The organism is Microcystis sp. M090S1 (genome assembly GCF_020246295.1).
GTDB lineage: Bacteria > Cyanobacteriota > Cyanobacteriia > Cyanobacteriales > Microcystaceae > Microcystis > Microcystis aeruginosa.
This window is the reverse complement of the sequence record NZ_JADBTF010000273.1, coordinates 1-17,237: the sequence shown is the minus strand read 5'-3', so window position 1 is coordinate 17,237 and position 17,237 is coordinate 1. Positions and strand designations below refer to the sequence as shown.

Below are 17,237 nucleotides of genomic sequence, written 5' to 3'. Positions count from 1 at the left end.
TGAAAATTTTTGCCTCAAACCCTATCTGCGTAAGAACTTCAGGATTTTGTGTCCAGTAGTTCATTGGTATTGTATTGCTTGAACTCAGGCTCTGTAAGACTTTTAGCCATAGCTAGTATGTTTATACGGGGGAAGTCCAGCAATACCCTCGATATCAAAGAGATTTTTGACGGCGAAGGGGACTCCTGCCAAGGGGCCGACGGATTCCCCATTGGCGATCGCTTGATCGATTTTTTGGGCTTGAGCGAGCGCCCTAGGCTGTAAAATGTCGGTAAAGCAATTTAAATGGGGATTTTTCACCTCTATCACTGCCAAAGTCTGGCTAATAACTTCTAAGGCGCTAGTTTGACGATTTTGGATCGATCGAGCTAAATTGCACACAGAAATAGTCATGGTTCAAAGCTGAGGGCGCTTTCCCCGTCATCCTCTAAGGGAAATTCTGTCACTAAACTGGCGATTTCTTGCAAGCGTTGCCAGTTTTCAACCACAGAATTTAAATAGCGATCGGGAATGGTTAAATCTAGGATTTTCGCCATGATTATAACGTATTCTTCTGGGTTATTCATAGATTTCGTTCCGGCTGGGGTGAAGGAGATAAAGAGTTGCCTGAAAGCAGCGCTCAGGAATAAAATCGATACCTAGTTAAGCTGTGAAAATTGCTAGGATATAAGAGAAAATCTCCTGTAAATACAATAGCTATCCCTAGGGAGGAAGTATAACTTGAATTTGTTCTTGACCACCGACTCCCTAGGATCATAACCTTAGATATGATCCTAGAACTGTATATTGAGATATTTTCCCCTCCTTCACCTCCAGATTAAATTAAACTTATAAGTAGGGAGGCACAATTATTTGTAGGATGGGTTAGCAGTAGCGTAACATAATCGGGCGTTGGGTTTCATTCTTCAACCCAACCTACGTTCATCTTATATTTAATTCCACCCACCTACTTATATGACCAAAAACAAGAGGTAACAAGTCTCCCCTAGCAAGAGAATGAAAATTAAAAGCTACTAAAGACTGCTGGTAGTCACTGATAACTGATAACTGATAACTGATAACTGAAATGACCATCTTACAAGACGAAAAACTCCTCTTTACTCCCGCAATACCCCACAGTGATGCCCTTAGAACTATTTTTGCCTTTCCTAATCAGTATTCTGTGGGTATAACCAGTTTAGGTTATCAAATTGTTTGGGCAACTTTAGCCCTGCGATCGGATATACAAGTTAGTCGTTTATTTACGGATTTTCAAGAATCTTTACCCCGTTATCCCGAATTAGTCGGCTTTTCCTTTTCTTGGGAATTAGACTATGTTAATATCCTCTCGCTGTTAGAATCTTTAGAAATTCCTTGTCACAGTCATCAACGGCAAGATCGGCAAGCGATAATTTTTGGAGGGGGACCAGTTTTAACTGCTAATCCCGAACCTTTTGCCGCTTTTTTTGATGTAATTTTATTGGGAGATGGTGAAAATTTAATTGCTGATTTTATTAATGCCTATCAAGAGGTTAGAAACGCCGATCGCCCGACAAAACTCCGTCATTTAGCCCAGGTTCCGGGGGTGTATGTTCCTAGTTTATATACCGTTAATTATGATAGTTCTGAAGGTGAAATTACAGCAATTCTACCCATAGATAATAATGTTGCTGCCTTTGTTAGTAAACAAACCTATCGCAGTAACACTCTTGCTGCTTCTACGGTGGTAACAAAACAAGCGGCATGGGAGAATATTTATATGGTAGAGGTGGTGCGAAGTTGTCCAGAAATGTGCCGTTTTTGTTTAGCTAGTTATCTAACTTTACCCTTTCGTACCGCTAGTTTAGAATCCCTGATTCCCGCCATTGAAAAAGGTTTAAAAGTGACCGATCGCCTGGGTTTATTAGGTGCTTCCGTCAGCCAACATCCTGAATTTGAAACCTTACTCGATTATCTTTTTCAACCACAATTTGAGGGAGTTAGACTCTCGATCGCTTCAGTTAGAACTAATACCGTCACGGAAAAATTAGCCAGAATTTTATCCCAAAGAGACACCAAATCAATTACTATTGCCGTAGAAAGTGGTTCCGATCGCTTGCGGGAAATTATCAACAAAAAGTTAGCCAATGATGAAATTATCCAAGCTGCCATTAATGCCAAAGCCGGCGGTTTAAAAGGGATAAAACTCTATGGTATGGTAGGAATACCGGGAGAAGAAACCGAAGATATAGCGGCGACTATGGAAATGTTAACAGCATTAAAAAAAGCCGCCTCTGGACTGCGAATTTCTTTCGGTTGCAGCACATTTGTGCCTAAATCCCATACTCCTTTTCAGTGGTTTGGCGTTAATAAAATGGCCGAAAAAAGATTAAAATATCTAGAGAAACAATTAGGTAAACAGGGCATAGAATTTCGCCCAGAGAGTTATAATTGGTCAGTGATTCAAGCCCTATTATCTAGGGGCGATCGCCGCTTAACTTCCCTATTAGAATTAACCCGTGGCTACGGTGATTCTTTAGGCAGTTATAAACGGGCTTTTAAGGAACTAAAAGGACAAATTCCCCCTCTAGATTATTATGTTCATCAGCAATGGCGTTTAGAACAGGTTTTACCCTGGAGTCATTTACACGGTCCTTTATCCTCAAATGTTTTGGTAAAACATTTAGAAGATTCCCAAACAAAAAGGTAAAGTATCGCTAATAAGCTAAGACGCATTTCAACAATGTCTTGACTATCAGACCCCAAATGAGGTATTCTATCAAGGTAGATCGGATCTTGTTGCCATTCAGACTTGAATTAGCATATTAAAAACAAAAAAATGTTACTTTTATTAACTATAAATCTCGATTAAACCATTAATTTAATCTTAGTTGATCAGCCCATGAGCAAGAAAAATGAGACCGTTACCCTGCTTTTAGCCCTGGTGATTACCCTAATATTTTTTGGGGCAGGTGGTTGGTGGTTATACAATCGTTTTCAAGGAAAAAATAACCCAACCAATCTTTCTGAAATCGAGAAAATATCACCAGAGCAAAAATCGGTATCGGCACAAGCAAAATTTAGTCAAGGGGAAAACTTATTAATAGTTGAAGGGGCTTCTTCTGACAAACAAGCTGCTATACAGGCAATCGGAAAAGGAGACTTTCAGCAAGCAGTTTACCTCCTAGAAAAATCCCTGCGAGCTAATCAAAATGATCCCGAAGCTCTCATCTACTTAAATAACGCCAGTATTGGTCAAGCGAAGTCCCATACTATCGCCGTTTCCGTGCCAATTGGGAGCAATGTCAACACCGCCCTAGAAGTTTTACGAGGAGTTGCCCAATCTCAAAATCAAATCAATCAAACTGGAGGAATTAATGGCACTCGTTTAAAAGTTCTCATTGCTGATGATGCTGATAATCCCGAAATTGCCGCTCAAATTGCCCAAAAATTAACGGCTGATAACAGCATTTTAGGAGTAGTAGGACACACTAGCAGTGACACCTCTTTAGCGGCGGCCGCTATCTATCAAAAAGCAGGATTAGTAATGATTTCCCCCATCAGTACCTCAGTTAAACTCTCCAATTTTGGTGACTATATCTTTCGTTCTGTTCCCAGTGATTTTGTGGCGGCACGGGCATTAGCCGAATCTAGCTTGCAAAAAATTCCTAACGTCAAGGCAGTGGTATTTTTTAACTCCCAAAGCAATTATAGTCAATCCCTAAAATCTGAATTTATCACCGCTTTAGGATTAGGAGGAGGTCAAGTGGTGAGTGAATTTGATCTATCTTCCCTCACTTTTACCCCTTCTAAAAGTCTCCAACAAGCTCAACAAGAGGGAGCAAATCTAATCGCCCTTCTTGGGGATAGTGGTACCCTAGATAAGGCTTTGCAGGTGGTTCAAATCAATGGTCAAAAATTACCGATTGTGGCGGGTGATGACGTTTATAGCCCCAAAACTCTGGATGTAGGCGGAAAAAATGCCCTTGGCATGATTGTCGCTGTCGCTTGGCATTTAGGGGCTAATCCGAACAGTCCTTTTGTGAATAATTCCCGCCAATTGTGGCAAGGAGACGTAAATTGGCGCACTGCTACCGCCTATGACGCTACCCAGGCTTTAATCGCTGGCATTAAGGCAGAATCTAGCCGCGAGGGAGTTCAACAGGCCTTAAGAAGCAGTGATTTTTCTGTCCCTGGGGCGACTAATCCAGTGCGATTTTTACCGTCTGGCGATCGCAATCAATCCGTGCAATTAGTGGTAGTTAAACCCGGTTCTCGTTCTAGTTTTGGGGTAGATTTTGTGCCAATTTCTCGATAAAATGACAACTAAATCAAGATGACTTATATGTTAGAAACTCCCCCCAAATATTCTGTTCTTGGTTTACCGGTTCATCTCCTCGATAACTACAGTCGTTGGTTAATCGATCGCACCTATCAAGGTTTTGGTTCCCACGTTGTCACTCTTAATGCAGAAATGGCAATGTTAGGGGAAAATGATGCTAAAGTGGCACAAGTTATTCGGGAAGCAGATTTAGTTATTCCCGACGGCGCCGGGATTGTCATTTACTTAAAATTAAGGGGTAAAAAACAAACCCGCTGCCCCGGTATTGAATTATCAGAATCCTTAATTACTGAGTTAGGAATGCAGGGAGAGAGTTTTCCTATTGCCTTTTTTGGTGGTAACCCGGGGATTACTGAAAAAGCGGCAAGTAATTGGCAAAAAAAGATACCTAATATCCGCATTCTGACTAACCATGGTTATCTATCCTCCGAGGAAATGTCCGATTGGATCGAGGTGTTAAAAGATCAACAACCGCGGTTAATTTTAGTTGGTTTGGGAGTACCACGACAAGAATATTGGATTAGGGAACATCGATATCTCTGTCCCCAAGCTATCTGGGTAGGTGTGGGGGGCAGTTTTGATATCTGGTCCGGGACAAAAATCCGCGCCCCTCGCTTTTTCTGTGACAATAATTTAGAGTGGTTGTATCGACTCTATCAGGAACCTTGGCGCTGGAAAAGAATGTTAGCTTTACCTAAATTTTTCTGGCGCTCTCTTTTTTATTCCTAGTAATAGTTAGTATAAATTCTTTTCGATAAAGGCAATCACTCGCTCTAATCCTTCCCGTGTTTTTAAGTTGGTGAAGATAAAGGGTTTATCCCCGCGCATCTTTTTGGCATCTCTATCCATCACTCCTAAATCTGCCCCCACCATCGGGGCTAAATCTATTTTATTAATTACCAATAAATCCGATTTGGTGATACCCGGTCCCCCCTTGCGAGGGATTTTATCTCCGGCTGCCACGTCAATCACATAGATGGTTAAATCTACTAATTCGGGGCTAAAGGTTGCCGCTAAATTGTCGCCACCACTTTCCAGAAAAATTAACTTTAAGTTAGCAAATTTTCTCTCTAACTGTTCAATGGCAACTAAGTTAATTGAGGCATCCTCGCGAATAGCTGTATGGGGACATCCTCCCGTTTCTACTCCTAAAATTCTTTCCGGGTCTAAAGCTTGCGATCGCACTAAAAATTGGGCATCTTCTTGAGTATAAATGTCATTGGTGACTACGGCGATCGGATATTGATCCCGCAATTTTTTACACAGGGCATCGAGCAGGGCTGTTTTTCCTGAACCCACCGGACCGGCAATTCCCACGCGCAAGCAAGACATAGTTTTTTCGGGAAAAAGTGAAAAGGAAAGGGTTAAAAATTTTGCGGCTATCCGATAGAAAAAAGAGGGGTTCGCAGGGCGACACGGATTCCCATTATAATAAAAGGTTAACGCAAATCTGAGAATTTGTCAAGCCTTTTTGTCAATAAATTTGGTGAAATTATCAGCAAAAAGATCACCAAAAGTCAGTGATTTGGTAGCCAAAATCCGTTAACATCTGCCTAAATAGGGGCAAACTTAAACCGATAACATTACTGTGACATCCCTCTAATCTTTCCACGAATAGACCCCCCTTTCCTTCTAGGGCAAAACACCCGGCACATTTGAGGGGTTCTTCGGTGTCAACATAGGCAATAATTGTTTCATTGCTGATATTGGCAAAGTGAACTTTAGTGATCCCACAACGAGTCAAAGTTTGATTATTAACTCGATCAATTAAAGCATGACCTGTATAGAGTGTACCCACCTGACCGCGCATTTTTTGCCAACGATTGATCGCTTCTGATTTATCCTTGGGTTTGCCATAGACTTCCCCCGCTACTTCTAAGACGGAATCGCAACCAAGAATCAATCCTGTATCAAATTTAGGGGCGATCGTTTGCGCTTTACATTGGGCTAAAGTTTGGACAAGATGGAGAGTATCATCAGCATTAATTGTCGATTCATCAAAGTTACTCACTCGCACAATTGGATCGATTCCCACCATTTGTAATAGTTTTTTGCGCGCAGGAGAAGCGGAAGCAAGAATCAAGGGAATGGACATAGTTTTTTCAGTAAAAAGAGATAGGAGATAGGAGACAGGAGACAGGAGACAGGAGACAGGAGATAGGAGTAACTGATAAATGAAAAATCTCCCCAACCTGTAAAACCTAACAATGCTATGGCAAAACCTGCTAGGAATTGACAGGATTTTCGGGGGGTAAATAACGATCTAAAATCTCAACCATGCGTGATTCTCTTTCTTCAATTTTGTCAAATCGATTGTAAAAATCTGACTGGACCTCATAAAAATCCGACATCGATCGAGTTAATTGTCCTAGCAGTTGATAAAGTCCCCGTCTGTCTTTTTCCCATTCTTTTTTAGACTCAGCAAGACTATTAGTTAACGCTTCGATCGATTTGGCGTTAGAATTAGCGATCGCTCTAGTTTCTTTTAATCCCTGATTGGTTTCCTGTAGTCCTAATTTAATCTCCTGTAATCCTAATCTAATCTCCCGTAGTTCTGTTAGGGTAGTTTCAGCAAGAGATTCGAGTCTATCTAGTCTATTTTCTTCCGAGTTACTCATATTCAGTTACCAGTTATCAGTTATCAGTTATCAGTTAAGTAGGTAGGCGTTAAAAATTATCAGACACCCCCCTTATCAAGGGTAGGGTTGATTCATGAATCAACCCTACCCTTGAATCAACCCTAGGGGGTAGGGGGGATCGAACCTCAAATCCATTTTTAATTTAATTATAACCAGCTAATTATCAGTTATCAGTTATCAGTTATCAGTTACCACTTCCCCACTGATTACTGACTCAGTAAGTAATCTCAATTAATTGTTAGATAATTGTTAGATAGTGGGACAGGCTTCTGGTTCTTTGTCTGTTATCTTTAATTGTAAACCGGCTACCTAGTTGATGATAGGTGGTGCGTTACGACGGATTGTTACCTTGAAGTCAAAACAGGAATTTTTGCCGTCTAACGCACCCTACATTTTACTATTGCCTGTGGCCTATTTCCCTAACTAACCGAGAAAGAATCAACGATAGTTTCAAAGAGTTCTTGAATTTGCGTCCAACGTTTTTGGGAAGTGGAAAGATTAAAAGAATAGAGTTTATTATTATTAACCGTGACGCTGGCCAGATTATGACGTTCTTGGCCGTTGGCTAATTTAACTTGATATTCGAGGATATAATAATCTTGACCGTCGATTTGATGGGATTCTGAGCGAATTAATTCTACTTCCTTATCGAGATTGGGGTTAAGACTGTTATTTTTCAGGAGACGATAGCCCACTTCCGAGGGTGTCCCTAAATCTGTTAAGGTTTTATTGTCGGGGACGGGATTGATAATAACGCTTAAATTTTCGCTCGTTTCGATCAGGTCATGAAAAACCACATCTACTCCTGCAACTTTTTTCACATCCACCTGCGTCCAACCCTTAGGATATAAAAATTGATAGCCTTGGCTGCCACTGGTATATCCTTGCAGTCCAGCGATGGGAGTTGCACAACTGGTTAAGAGGAGGGTGGTAATTAGGAGGAAAGTCGCCAAAAGAGATTTAATCATGATATTTTGACCTGTGATTAGGGCTGTTTAATTTTACCTTGAATTGTTTAGGTGAACGGATTATGAAAATTAAGAAAAAATTGACAATTATTATGGCTATAGCGACTTTTTTACTGACTATCTCTCCCCTAAGCGCTCAAACTACCGCTAACCCCGTGAAGGCTGTAGAATTTTATAATCGGGGGGTGGATCGTTTAACCGCAGGGGATTACTCAGGGGCGATCGCAGATTTTACTCAAGCTCTACAATTAGAACCGAAGGATGCCGATGCTTATTATAATCGCGGCTACGCGGAATTAGTTCTCGGCCAGTACGAGCGAGCGATCGCAGATTATACCCAGGCCTTGACAATCAACTCTAATTATGTTAATGCTCTCGGTAATCGTTGTTATGCCTATTATCTGACGAAAAAATACGAGGCAGCGGTGGAAGATTGCACAAAAGCGATCGCTTTAAACGGAAATTTTGCTGATTTCTTTATTTATCGCGGTAATGCTAAGGATGACTTGGGAAGACACCTAGAAGCGATCGAGGATTACACAAAAGCTTTGAGTTTACAGGGAACTAGAGGACAGGATCGCATTTTCTATAATCGCGCCCTGTCCTATAACCGAGCCGGACAGCAGGAAATGGCTTTAAGGGACTATAATGAGAGTCTGAAAATTAATGCTAATTTTGCCGAAGCGTACCACAATCGGGGTTTGACCTATTATAAATTGGGAAACAGGGAAAAAGCGATCGCTGATTTAGAGGAAGCGGCCCGTCTAGCGTTATCTCAGGGTAAACAGGGGACTGCGGCTAAGTCTCAGTCAGCAGTGGCATTAATTCAGGGTCAAAAGCCTTAGAATAGGGAGTAGTTGTGATATTAGCGCTAAAGAGGAGTGAACGAGGCTAAATCGCAACTACGAGGGACTAAATTTTAGCCAGCTTGAGATGCGTAAAAAGCGACGGCTAACAGTCCACCGACAAGTGTGATCGCAGCAACGCCCCAGACAAGATAATTACGTTGTTGCGATTTAGTGGGGGGAGCCGCTTGATAAACTTTCGGTTCGGCGGCGAAATTATTTAAGCGTCCACCTTCTTCATTTGTATAAGGCATAATCAAAACCTCAAATATGTCAATTTTTAAGGAAAAAAATCCTCTTGTTACAATCGTACAACATATTAGTAACCGAGTCGGCGATGTGGGAAATTCCCACGGGGATAACAATTCCTAGTCTTGGGGTAACTGCTGGACTCTGCTACTTTTATTGGCGATCGCATTTCCAATGATTGAAACTGCGAAAACAAGTTAAAAAAAGTCAATCATACCAAATCCGTTTTTAATACTATAATAATGATCCTTGAATATAAGTATTGCTTCTTTCTTTTTTAAATCTTTTAAATCTCTCTGCAGCTATCTCGCAATAGTCTGGTCGAATTTCAAAACCCACAAAAATTCTTCCTAATCCCAAGGCCGCTATTCCCGTGGAACAAGAACCAGCAAAGGGATCAAGAATTATTTCTACCGGATTAGATGAAGCTTGTATAATTCTCTCGACAATTGCTAAAGGAAATTGTGCGGGATGTCCAGTTCTTTCCTTAGAACTGCGCTTTTCTCCTGTAGTGACTTTAGGAACTTCCCACACATCAGAAGGATTTTTACCGAGGGGATTACAACGATATTTACCATTTTTCTTTTGATTGGGATACTTAACGTTAGGGTCACGAATATTATCTAAGTTAAAAGTATATTCTTGGCAATTTTTGAGATAAAAAAGCCATTTTTCATTGCGAGGACTAAGACGATTTTTTGTAGAAACACCTGCCCCATATTTCCAGACAATTTCTTGTAAAAGATAAAAGGGAGACTTATCCCAAAGAAGATAGGGAATCGGAACACATAATCCCTTTTCTGGTACTTCTAAATAACCAACATTTAGCCACAAAGCGCCGTTATCTTGAGTAATCTGATAAATTTGCCGCAGCCAATTAGCACACCAATCAACATAGTCATTGATTGAAAGAACTCGTTCATATTCTTTGCCAATATTATAAGGTGGTGATGTAACAGTGAGGTCAATTTTTATGTCACTATGAGATAGTTTAGACAAAAAGTCTGTGGCATCTCCTTGATAAAGAATAAAGCCGTTGTCCGAGTAAAAAGGTTGACCAAGATGACTAACTAGAATTTCTTTAAGAGAATTAAATTTGTTGGCTCTATCTTTTTCTAACTCTGGAGAAAATGGCTGTAGTAAGGAGGAAGGAGCAATCTGAGTTGATTGATGATCAACAATTCCCTCTGCTAGATAAGAATTTTGTTCCTTGCTGGCAATTGGACGAGACTTATCTTCCCTAGACGATAGTTTTTTTTGTTTCCCCTGGGACTCTACAACCATAATCTCAAAGGACAGGTAAGTATTTTGATAGTTTCAATTATGCCCTTATTTTACCAAAATATCACTGGAGTTGTGCTTAATTTAATAACTTTTGTAATCATTCTCCTTCCCTTACCCTGGATGGGGGGTAGAACCCCACCAAGAGTTAAAGATTGACTGATAAAGCAGCGAGTTTTCCTTGAAAAATCTCAACTGAGTAGATTGATAATTATCAGATGCACCCGAAAATTATCCCTAAAATGGTGGTAAATAACCCATGGCATTTTTGACTCGATCGAGAGTTTGATTGGCCACCGCTTCTGCTTTGAGACGACCTTGCCGCAAAACTGTGCCTAAATAATCTTTATCCTCTCTAATTTCGGCGTATTTTTCCTGAATAGGTTTCAGAGATTCTATGGTGACTTCTGTTAACATCGGTTTAAATTGTCCCCAACCTAAATCGGCACATTCTCCCCCGACTACCTCTTGACTTTTTCCCGATAAAATGCTATAGAGAGTTAATAAATTATGGCATTCGGGACGCTCCGGATCATCGAAAGTTAAACCCTTAACTAGATCGGTTTTACAGCGTTTAATTTTCTTGGCAATGACATCAGGACTATCGAGAATATTAATCCGACTCATCTCGGAAGGATCGGATTTAGACATTTTATTCCGGCCATCGGTTAAACTCATCACCCGCGCTCCTTCCTTGCGGATCATCGGATCAGGAAGTTTTAAAATTGGTTGTTTCGGTTGTCCAAAAAGATGATTAATTCTAACAGCTATATCGCGGGTTAATTCTAAATGTTGTTTTTGATCTTCTCCCACGGGTACTTTATCGGCATCGTAGAGTAGGATATCGGCGGCCATCAGCACGGGATAATCGAGTAACCCCGTGCCAACATTTTCCCCCTGTTTAATCGCTTTTTCTTTAAATTGAATCATATCGGTTAACCAATTTAAAGGGGTGATACAATTCAATAACCAAGTTAATTCCGTATGGGCCTTAACGTGGGATTGGACAAAGATAGTCGCATATTCTAAATCAATTCCGCAGGCTAAATATAAAGCGGCAATTGCTAAAGTATCCTCCGCAAGAGTGGCGGGATTATGGGGAACGGTGATCGCGTGTAAATCGACCACACAAAAGAAATTATCGTAGTCTTTTTGTCCCTCCACCCAATTGCGGATCGCACCGAGATAATTGCCTAAATGTAAATTGCCGGTTGGTTGCACACCCGATAAGATTCTTTGTTTACCCATAACTCCTGCGATCGCTTTTTTCATGATTTTATTGTATCAGTTTTTGCCGCTAATTTCATCCTAAATCCAATTGGAAAAAATCATTCTCAGATAATAATCCCGCACTGACAGGGGAATGCCTAAATAAATTGGTAGCCAATGGATAAAAGCAAAAATTATCAAAATTATGAGCGAGCGCGAGCAATTTTTATAAATAGGACTGGAACTTTCTAAACCATCGGCTAAGAGCCAAGCTAGAGCAATCAAAGTGAAGCTATAGGCAGCCATATAATGATAGAGAAAGGTGCAGCGACTAATTTTTAACCAAGGCAGCAGATTAGCAATATAGTTACAGATAAGATAGGCGGAAATTACTCGCTCTTTTCGGTTAAATAATCGACTAAAAACTACTAGAATTGCTCCGGTAGAAAACCACCATAAAAACGGATTTCCCATAGCGTGAACATCATAAATTTTATCACCTACTCTCTTAAAATAATAAGCCACAGGTCGCCCCATTACTAACCAACTATACCAGGGAGAACAATAGGGATGGACATCAGATTGATTACCTTTTATTCCCTGATGAAATGACCAAATTTCTTGATGTACTTGCCAAAAATTATATTGATGGTTGACGAGAAGATGCGGTATCCACAGCAAACTATAGGTGACTAGGGGAAAGACAATTAAGGCGATAAAAATGTACTCTAATCTCAGGTTAGTTGCCTTTGTCCAAAGATTATCTTTTGACTGCTCTTGATTCAATAATTTTATTAACCAAGCAATACCGATAAAAATAAATATTCCCAGTAAAAATCCTAAGCCATTCCATTTAATATTTGCCGCTAAACCGAAACAAACTCCTGATAAGAATAGCCAATTGAGTTTTTGATTTTTCTGGAGTGCTAATAAAAAAAATAATTGTCCAGACAAACCGAATAAAATTAAGTAAATATTATTGAGAGCATAGCGGGATTCCACCAGAAATAATCCGTCTAAACTGGCGAGGAAAGTTGTGATTAAAAATACAGTTTTTCTCCGAGTTAATTGATAAGCAATTGCGCCAATAATTAGGGGAATAAAAGAACCAGTGAAAGCATTTAACCAGCGATAACTAAAAGTTGAGCGCAGGGAACCTGTTAAATTATTAATGGTTTCAGGATCGGCAGGAAAATGGGAACCAATCCAGATACTAATAGCAATTAAATATTGACTTAACGGTGGATGAGACTGGAAAAATTCTTTACCGATTAGATATTCATTGCCGTATTTAGCATAATAAACTTCATCGAAAACAAGAGTATTAAATTGACTGAGATTCCAGAATCTTATCGCCAGAGAAAATAAAAATATTGCTAGGATAGATAGGTTAAATTTTACTTGAGAATTCATGGAAAGACAATAGTTATTATAACTAGGAATTTTCTGATAAACGCGAGCGAAATTCTTTGACAGCAAGACGGGGATTAGGATGGTTGACATATTCGGCTAATAATTCTAAATTTAAATCCGGTAATAAAGCACTTTTAGGGATTAAAATATATTCGCCATTCTCTTGCCAAGAATAGATTTTTAACAGATTATCTTGCCAAAACCAAACCTCTTGAGTTCCCAATCTTTTATAAACTTCCAAGACTTTCAGGCTGCCACTGGTTAAAATTATTTCGATCGCCAAATCAGGAAACTCTTTTTCTGTGAATAAACAAAAACATTCATCTGGTTCTTTTCCCGCTTCTTTTTCCTGTTTTCGCAAAGTGGTGGAACCTAATCCCCAGAAATCAATTTCAGCATATTCTAAATAAACTTCTACCAATCTACCGATATTTTTTTTGCTAACTTCGTGACGACGACTAGGAGCCATAATTTCTACCATTCCATCTAAGTAAGTAATGCGATAACTCGAACTATCTTCTAAATGTTTTAAGAGGGTTTCGTACTGTTGCCAATTCACCCCAGAAATTAACATTCTTTGTTCAGGATCATTAGCTTTTAACTCGAAACCTTCTAATCCTTGTAACCGAATCGTAGTCATCATAAAATTAATTACCTCGTCTATTTTACTTAATTACTCAGGAAGACTTATTTTGATTTCTTCTGGCGTTAATTTTAGCGCGTAAAATCCTAACTTTATAGGGATCAGCATCTTTTCGCCACAGAATCTGATGGCCCTTGATTATAGCACAATGCTCCTCTAAACATTTTTGCCAACCCTGTAAACGTTCGATCGCTTTTCGATCTTCTAACAATCCCCAATCCTTTTCTAATTTAGTTAACTGAAGCAATTTATCATAGTTAGGATAATCCGCCGTTACTAAAAGCTCTTTTTCGTGTAGAATTGGCGGATTAGGACTATCCCGATAATCACGAAAGCTAAAATCAGCCGAACCTAAATATACATCCATGCTAGTAGCTAAAATCGGATGTATTTCTGTATCAAAATTGGGGTAATAAAGATAGGAAATTTTGGGTTGACGAAAGGATAAACGAATAACATTAGCATTTTCTAACCGTCCGATAGTTTGACTAGCACAACCTTCATATAAGCGTAATAACATCGGTAATTTTTCCAGAATGCTAATATGAATAGTTAGGGAATAACGGGAAAGTTTGCCTAAAGAACTATTTTCACAAGTACGAGCGATCGCTGGCAGATTTCCCGCACTTATTAACACTTCTTCTGCTAAAGCGCAAGCATTGCGATAACTGCCAAATAAAGCTTTAAAATCGGCACGGGTAGCGGGGGATAATTCCCGTACTTTCGGACAGTGGCTAAATTGACTTAAAGCTAAATAAAGTAAAAGATCGGCGCGTCTTTTATCGGCAATTATCTCCCATTCTTCCGCTTCTGTTACTTGTAAAATCACTTGAAAAGCTCGTCTAAAAGTGCCAAATTCTGCCTTAATTTCTTCCTCTTGTAATAATTCTCCCGCGACAGGTAAACGTCCCTGCTGGGTGTAAAATTCCATCAGGGGAGTCAATAAATCTTCGTAATCTTCAAAGCATTTGAGATGGGTTTTAATTTTAGGAGTGGTAGCGCCGGAACGCCATCTGGATAAACGAAAAGCTTCCGCTTTTTCTTCCTCTCGAAAAACTAGATAAACTCCCAAAGTTATTGGAATAGAATCAACCCCCAAAGTGCTATCAATATACTGTTTTAGTTCTTCCTGTTGATAGTATTTTTGAAAGGTATTACGACGGGTGATAATTCCATCTTCATAAGCCATTAAACCCCGTTCGCTATCATCAATTAGAATCTGTGCTGAAACAATTAAAACTTGACGGGTTAGTTGCCAAGCTTTTAATAAGGCTTCCTGCCGTTCTTCGGCGGATTCAATAACATTAATTACATAGCCTAAATTAACAATATCAGATTCACTTAAAGGACTATCGGGACGATAATAAGGATCCCAACCTTCACTTTGATAACCCTGTTCAGCTATGCGTTCTATATCACCTCCATAACCACAACCGTAATCAAAAAAAGTGGTTTCAGGAAGGAATAATCCCGCCGCTAATGCTAATCTTGTCGGACGAGAAAGGGTTTTGCGAACAAGAGCGGCTTTGTGGCGATCAATTATTATCGATTTTTCCTTTTGTCCCTCTAGATTACAAACTAAATAATCTCCTGCAAAATCAAGGTTATGCTTTCTTAAAAGCCGTTGCCATTCCTGTTTAGTACCGATGGGATAAGAACTGTTTAAAAGTCCTAAAGCACTCTCGATTTTTGTGAGATGCTCGAATTCTTGATAAAGGGGATAGTCCCTAGTAACAAAAGTTTCTTTTCGGTGTAAAATGGGCGGATTATCGGCATTTTGATAATTCCATTCACTTAAGATTAATGTCCCCATATCTACCACTAAACTTTTAGTTAAAGCTGGGTGAGGTTCCCGATCAAAATCGGGATAAAAAAGATAGGATATTTTCGGTTTATCGGTGCTAAATTTAATTATTGTTGCCTCGGATAAATGCTGATTAATTCTTGCTTGTTGTTCGTAATTCTGGAGGATAGGATCCAGTTGATGTAATGCTTCTCGATGAACATAAAGCGCCCCCGGTAATAGTTTACCGATGGGACTAACTTGACACAGTTGCACGATTACGGCGAAATTCTCAGCCATGGCAATTAATCTGTCTAATCACAAATTCTAGAGACAGAAAAAACTAAATAAATCTAGTTAAATGAACCCGATAGCGCTCTTTTTTTGTCACAGTAACCTCACCCACTTCTAAACGACCTTTTCCCCGAAAAGAAATCAAATCACCGGTTTTAACATTATAACTAGATTGACTGATATCTTTCCAGTTAACTCGCACATCCCCGGCGCTAATTGCTTCGGCCATTTTACTGCGAGAAATGCCAAAACCCGCCGAGGCGATCGCATCTAAACGCAAGGAAGCTTCCACAGTATTAATTTCTTTTTTTTGCGGTGGTCTAACTTTTAATTCCGTCAAAGGAATCGGGCTAGTTTTCACGGGAACTGAACGCACTTGTAGTAAATTAGCACATAAAAAATCTGCCAATTCAGGCACTACAATCGCCTGCGCTCCTCGCTCACCTAAAACGATTATATCGCCGACTTTTTCCCGGACGATACCCGTCCCCAACATCGCCCCTAAAAAATCCCGGTGGTTAGCGGTATCAAAAAGAAAATTACCGGCAATATCAAGGGCAGATAGGGGAATATCTGTTACTGTCAAAGGTAGATCAACTCTAGCAATACCGAGGCGCTGTCTTTCTGCTTGGGGATAACCGCCCCATTTTTGCATTGACACATCGGTTAAACGCTGAAAAACCCGTTCTACTTCCGCTAAAACCGCGGGAGAAAGAAAGTCTGTCACCGTCACTTCCCAAGTCTTGATCGCTTGTTCGGCTTTATCAATAACTTTCGCTATCTCCTCGCGATTCTCGACACCCTTTAGTAATTCTTCTCTTGGTGACATTGTTTTCTGGTAATTAATCAAAAATTCTTAGGAAAAAATCAAATGACCGATAACTTATTCCCGATAACCGTTCACTGTTCTAGGGCGTATCCTTGCAGATTTTCGGGGTTAAATTGACGGAGGATAAGAGTCGCTTGATTTTTCAAGTTTTCGGAACCCTGCACGACAATAATATATTTTCCGGCGCCGAGACGATTGCGATAGGGAAGTGCATCGCCACTGCCGGACGATAAACCCACGCCACCACCGACGAAAATACTACCCATCGCCCCCCCAATCGCCCCAGCAATGCCGCCAACAATATGATTCCCCGGTTCTCCGGCCCAATCAAAGGTATGCAATCCCGTAATCAGGTTAAAAAGGTAGCCACCGGCAAAACCGAAGGGAATTAGCCAAAAAGCCATGAGAGTAGCCCGTTTTTTGGCCTGTTGGAAGGGATCGATCAAACCGAACTCATCGGCACTTTTATAGCCGCGACCGAGAATGGTCACTTGAGATTGGGGAATTCCCGCTTTTTCGAGGGCAACGGCAGCTTCTTCTGCTTCTATGCGATCAGCTAACACGGCAATGAGATAATTCATATTCTCCAACTTTTCAGGCTATCTTCATCTCCTATTTTGACATACTCCCACCGTCAAGCTACCCTGTGACGGGGGATTCTTGACCTATCACTATCGGAAATTCCTTGTTCAACGAGACAGCTTAGATTCTCAATGTCTCCATTAAGAATCCAGAGGCCGGACTCTCCCAAGGCGTTTGGGTCGGTTTCTGTTTGCCCAACAGT

17 protein-coding genes and 2 pseudogenes are annotated in these 17,237 nt (G+C 40.3%); 4 read left to right on the top strand and 15 right to left on the bottom strand.

Annotated features, from left to right (window positions below; all coding sequences use genetic code 11):
- Positions 1–132: 132 nt before the first annotated feature.
- Positions 133–393: pseudogene (locus IM477_RS12205) on the bottom strand (amidase family protein); the annotation flags it as partial.
- Positions 390–566 (bottom strand): DUF4089 domain-containing protein, encoded by a 177-nt coding sequence (locus IM477_RS12200; protein ID WP_002740449.1) that lies wholly within the window; start codon positions 564–566, stop codon positions 390–392. The pseudogene IM477_RS12205 and the gene IM477_RS12200, both read right to left, overlap by 4 nt.
- A 500-nt stretch (positions 567–1,066) precedes the next feature.
- Here IM477_RS12200 and IM477_RS12195 point away from each other — a divergent pair, with 500 nt between their 5' ends.
- From IM477_RS12195 to IM477_RS12185, 3 genes are all read left to right on the top strand, one after another.
- Positions 1,067–2,668, top strand: coding sequence for a B12-binding domain-containing radical SAM protein (locus IM477_RS12195; RefSeq protein ID WP_287731925.1), 1,602 nt, complete (start codon positions 1,067–1,069; stop codon positions 2,666–2,668).
- Between the two features lie 192 nt (positions 2,669–2,860).
- Positions 2,861–4,276, top strand: coding sequence for an ABC transporter substrate-binding protein (locus IM477_RS12190; RefSeq protein ID WP_287731923.1), 1,416 nt, complete (start codon positions 2,861–2,863; stop codon positions 4,274–4,276).
- 27 nt (positions 4,277–4,303) lie between these two features.
- The gene (locus IM477_RS12185; protein ID WP_287731920.1) at positions 4,304–5,029 is read left to right on the top strand and encodes a WecB/TagA/CpsF family glycosyltransferase; all 726 of its coding nucleotides are present in this window, start codon (positions 4,304–4,306) and stop codon (positions 5,027–5,029) included.
- Positions 5,030–5,035: 6 nt separating this feature from the next.
- On the opposite strand, the gene ureG is transcribed toward IM477_RS12185, so the two are convergent.
- The 4 genes from ureG to psbP all read right to left on the bottom strand — a co-directional run bounded on the left by ureG (position 5,036) and on the right by psbP (position 7,907).
- Positions 5,036–5,632, bottom strand: a complete 597-nt coding sequence (gene ureG / locus IM477_RS12180; protein ID WP_287731919.1) for an urease accessory protein UreG — start codon at positions 5,630–5,632, stop codon at positions 5,036–5,038.
- 175 nt (positions 5,633–5,807) lie between these two features.
- On the bottom strand, positions 5,808–6,395 hold the full coding sequence (locus tag IM477_RS12175) for a Maf family protein (RefSeq protein ID WP_287731917.1): 588 nt from the start codon (positions 6,393–6,395) through the stop codon (positions 5,808–5,810).
- Between the two features lie 130 nt (positions 6,396–6,525).
- On the bottom strand, positions 6,526–6,918 hold the full coding sequence (locus IM477_RS12170) for a hypothetical protein (RefSeq protein ID WP_287731915.1): 393 nt from the start codon (positions 6,916–6,918) through the stop codon (positions 6,526–6,528).
- A gap of 440 nt (positions 6,919–7,358) precedes the next feature.
- A complete protein-coding gene (psbP, locus tag IM477_RS12165; RefSeq protein ID WP_286825517.1) occupies positions 7,359–7,907 on the bottom strand; it encodes a photosystem II reaction center PsbP in 549 nt (182 codons plus the stop codon).
- A gap of 62 nt (positions 7,908–7,969) precedes the next feature.
- On the opposite strand from psbP, the gene IM477_RS12160 reads away from it, so the two are divergent.
- Positions 7,970–8,752 carry a tetratricopeptide repeat protein gene (locus tag IM477_RS12160; protein WP_061430256.1) on the top strand — a complete coding sequence of 261 codons (783 nt, stop codon included), beginning with the start codon at positions 7,970–7,972 and terminating at the stop codon, positions 8,750–8,752.
- Between the two features lie 74 nt (positions 8,753–8,826).
- Here IM477_RS12160 and psb34 read toward each other — a convergent pair whose 3' ends face one another.
- The 9 genes and pseudogenes from psb34 to IM477_RS12115 form a co-directional block, all read right to left on the bottom strand.
- Complete coding sequence (psb34, locus tag IM477_RS12155; RefSeq protein ID WP_002759001.1) at positions 8,827–9,006, bottom strand: photosystem II assembly protein Psb34; 180 nt, start codon at positions 9,004–9,006, stop codon at positions 8,827–8,829.
- 229 nt (positions 9,007–9,235) lie between these two features.
- A complete protein-coding gene (locus IM477_RS12150) occupies positions 9,236–10,285 on the bottom strand; it encodes a DNA-methyltransferase (RefSeq protein WP_287731911.1) in 1,050 nt (349 codons plus the stop codon).
- Between the two features lie 234 nt (positions 10,286–10,519).
- Positions 10,520–11,530 (bottom strand): tryptophan--tRNA ligase, encoded by a 1,011-nt coding sequence (gene trpS, locus IM477_RS12145; RefSeq protein WP_287731931.1) that lies wholly within the window; start codon positions 11,528–11,530, stop codon positions 10,520–10,522.
- Positions 11,531–11,590: 60 nt separating this feature from the next.
- Positions 11,591–12,904, bottom strand: coding sequence for a dolichyl-phosphate-mannose--protein mannosyltransferase (locus IM477_RS12140; RefSeq protein WP_287731929.1), 1,314 nt, complete (start codon positions 12,902–12,904; stop codon positions 11,591–11,593).
- A 22-nt stretch (positions 12,905–12,926) separates the two neighbouring features.
- The gene (locus IM477_RS12135) at positions 12,927–13,547 is read right to left on the bottom strand and encodes a Uma2 family endonuclease (RefSeq protein WP_287731909.1); all 621 of its coding nucleotides are present in this window, start codon (positions 13,545–13,547) and stop codon (positions 12,927–12,929) included.
- A 34-nt stretch (positions 13,548–13,581) separates the two neighbouring features.
- Complete coding sequence (locus tag IM477_RS12130; protein ID WP_287731908.1) at positions 13,582–15,630, bottom strand: DNA phosphorothioation-associated putative methyltransferase; 2,049 nt, start codon at positions 15,628–15,630, stop codon at positions 13,582–13,584.
- Between the two features lie 43 nt (positions 15,631–15,673).
- On the bottom strand, positions 15,674–16,453 hold the full coding sequence (locus IM477_RS12125; protein ID WP_061430251.1) for a photosystem II electron transport protein, Sll1252 family: 780 nt from the start codon (positions 16,451–16,453) through the stop codon (positions 15,674–15,676).
- Between the two features lie 71 nt (positions 16,454–16,524).
- Positions 16,525–17,034 carry a hypothetical protein gene (locus IM477_RS12120; protein WP_002796683.1) on the bottom strand — a complete coding sequence of 170 codons (510 nt, stop codon included), beginning with the start codon at positions 17,032–17,034 and terminating at the stop codon, positions 16,525–16,527.
- 53 nt (positions 17,035–17,087) lie between these two features.
- A pseudogene (locus IM477_RS12115) lies at positions 17,088–17,237 on the bottom strand (RNA-guided endonuclease TnpB family protein); the annotation flags it as partial.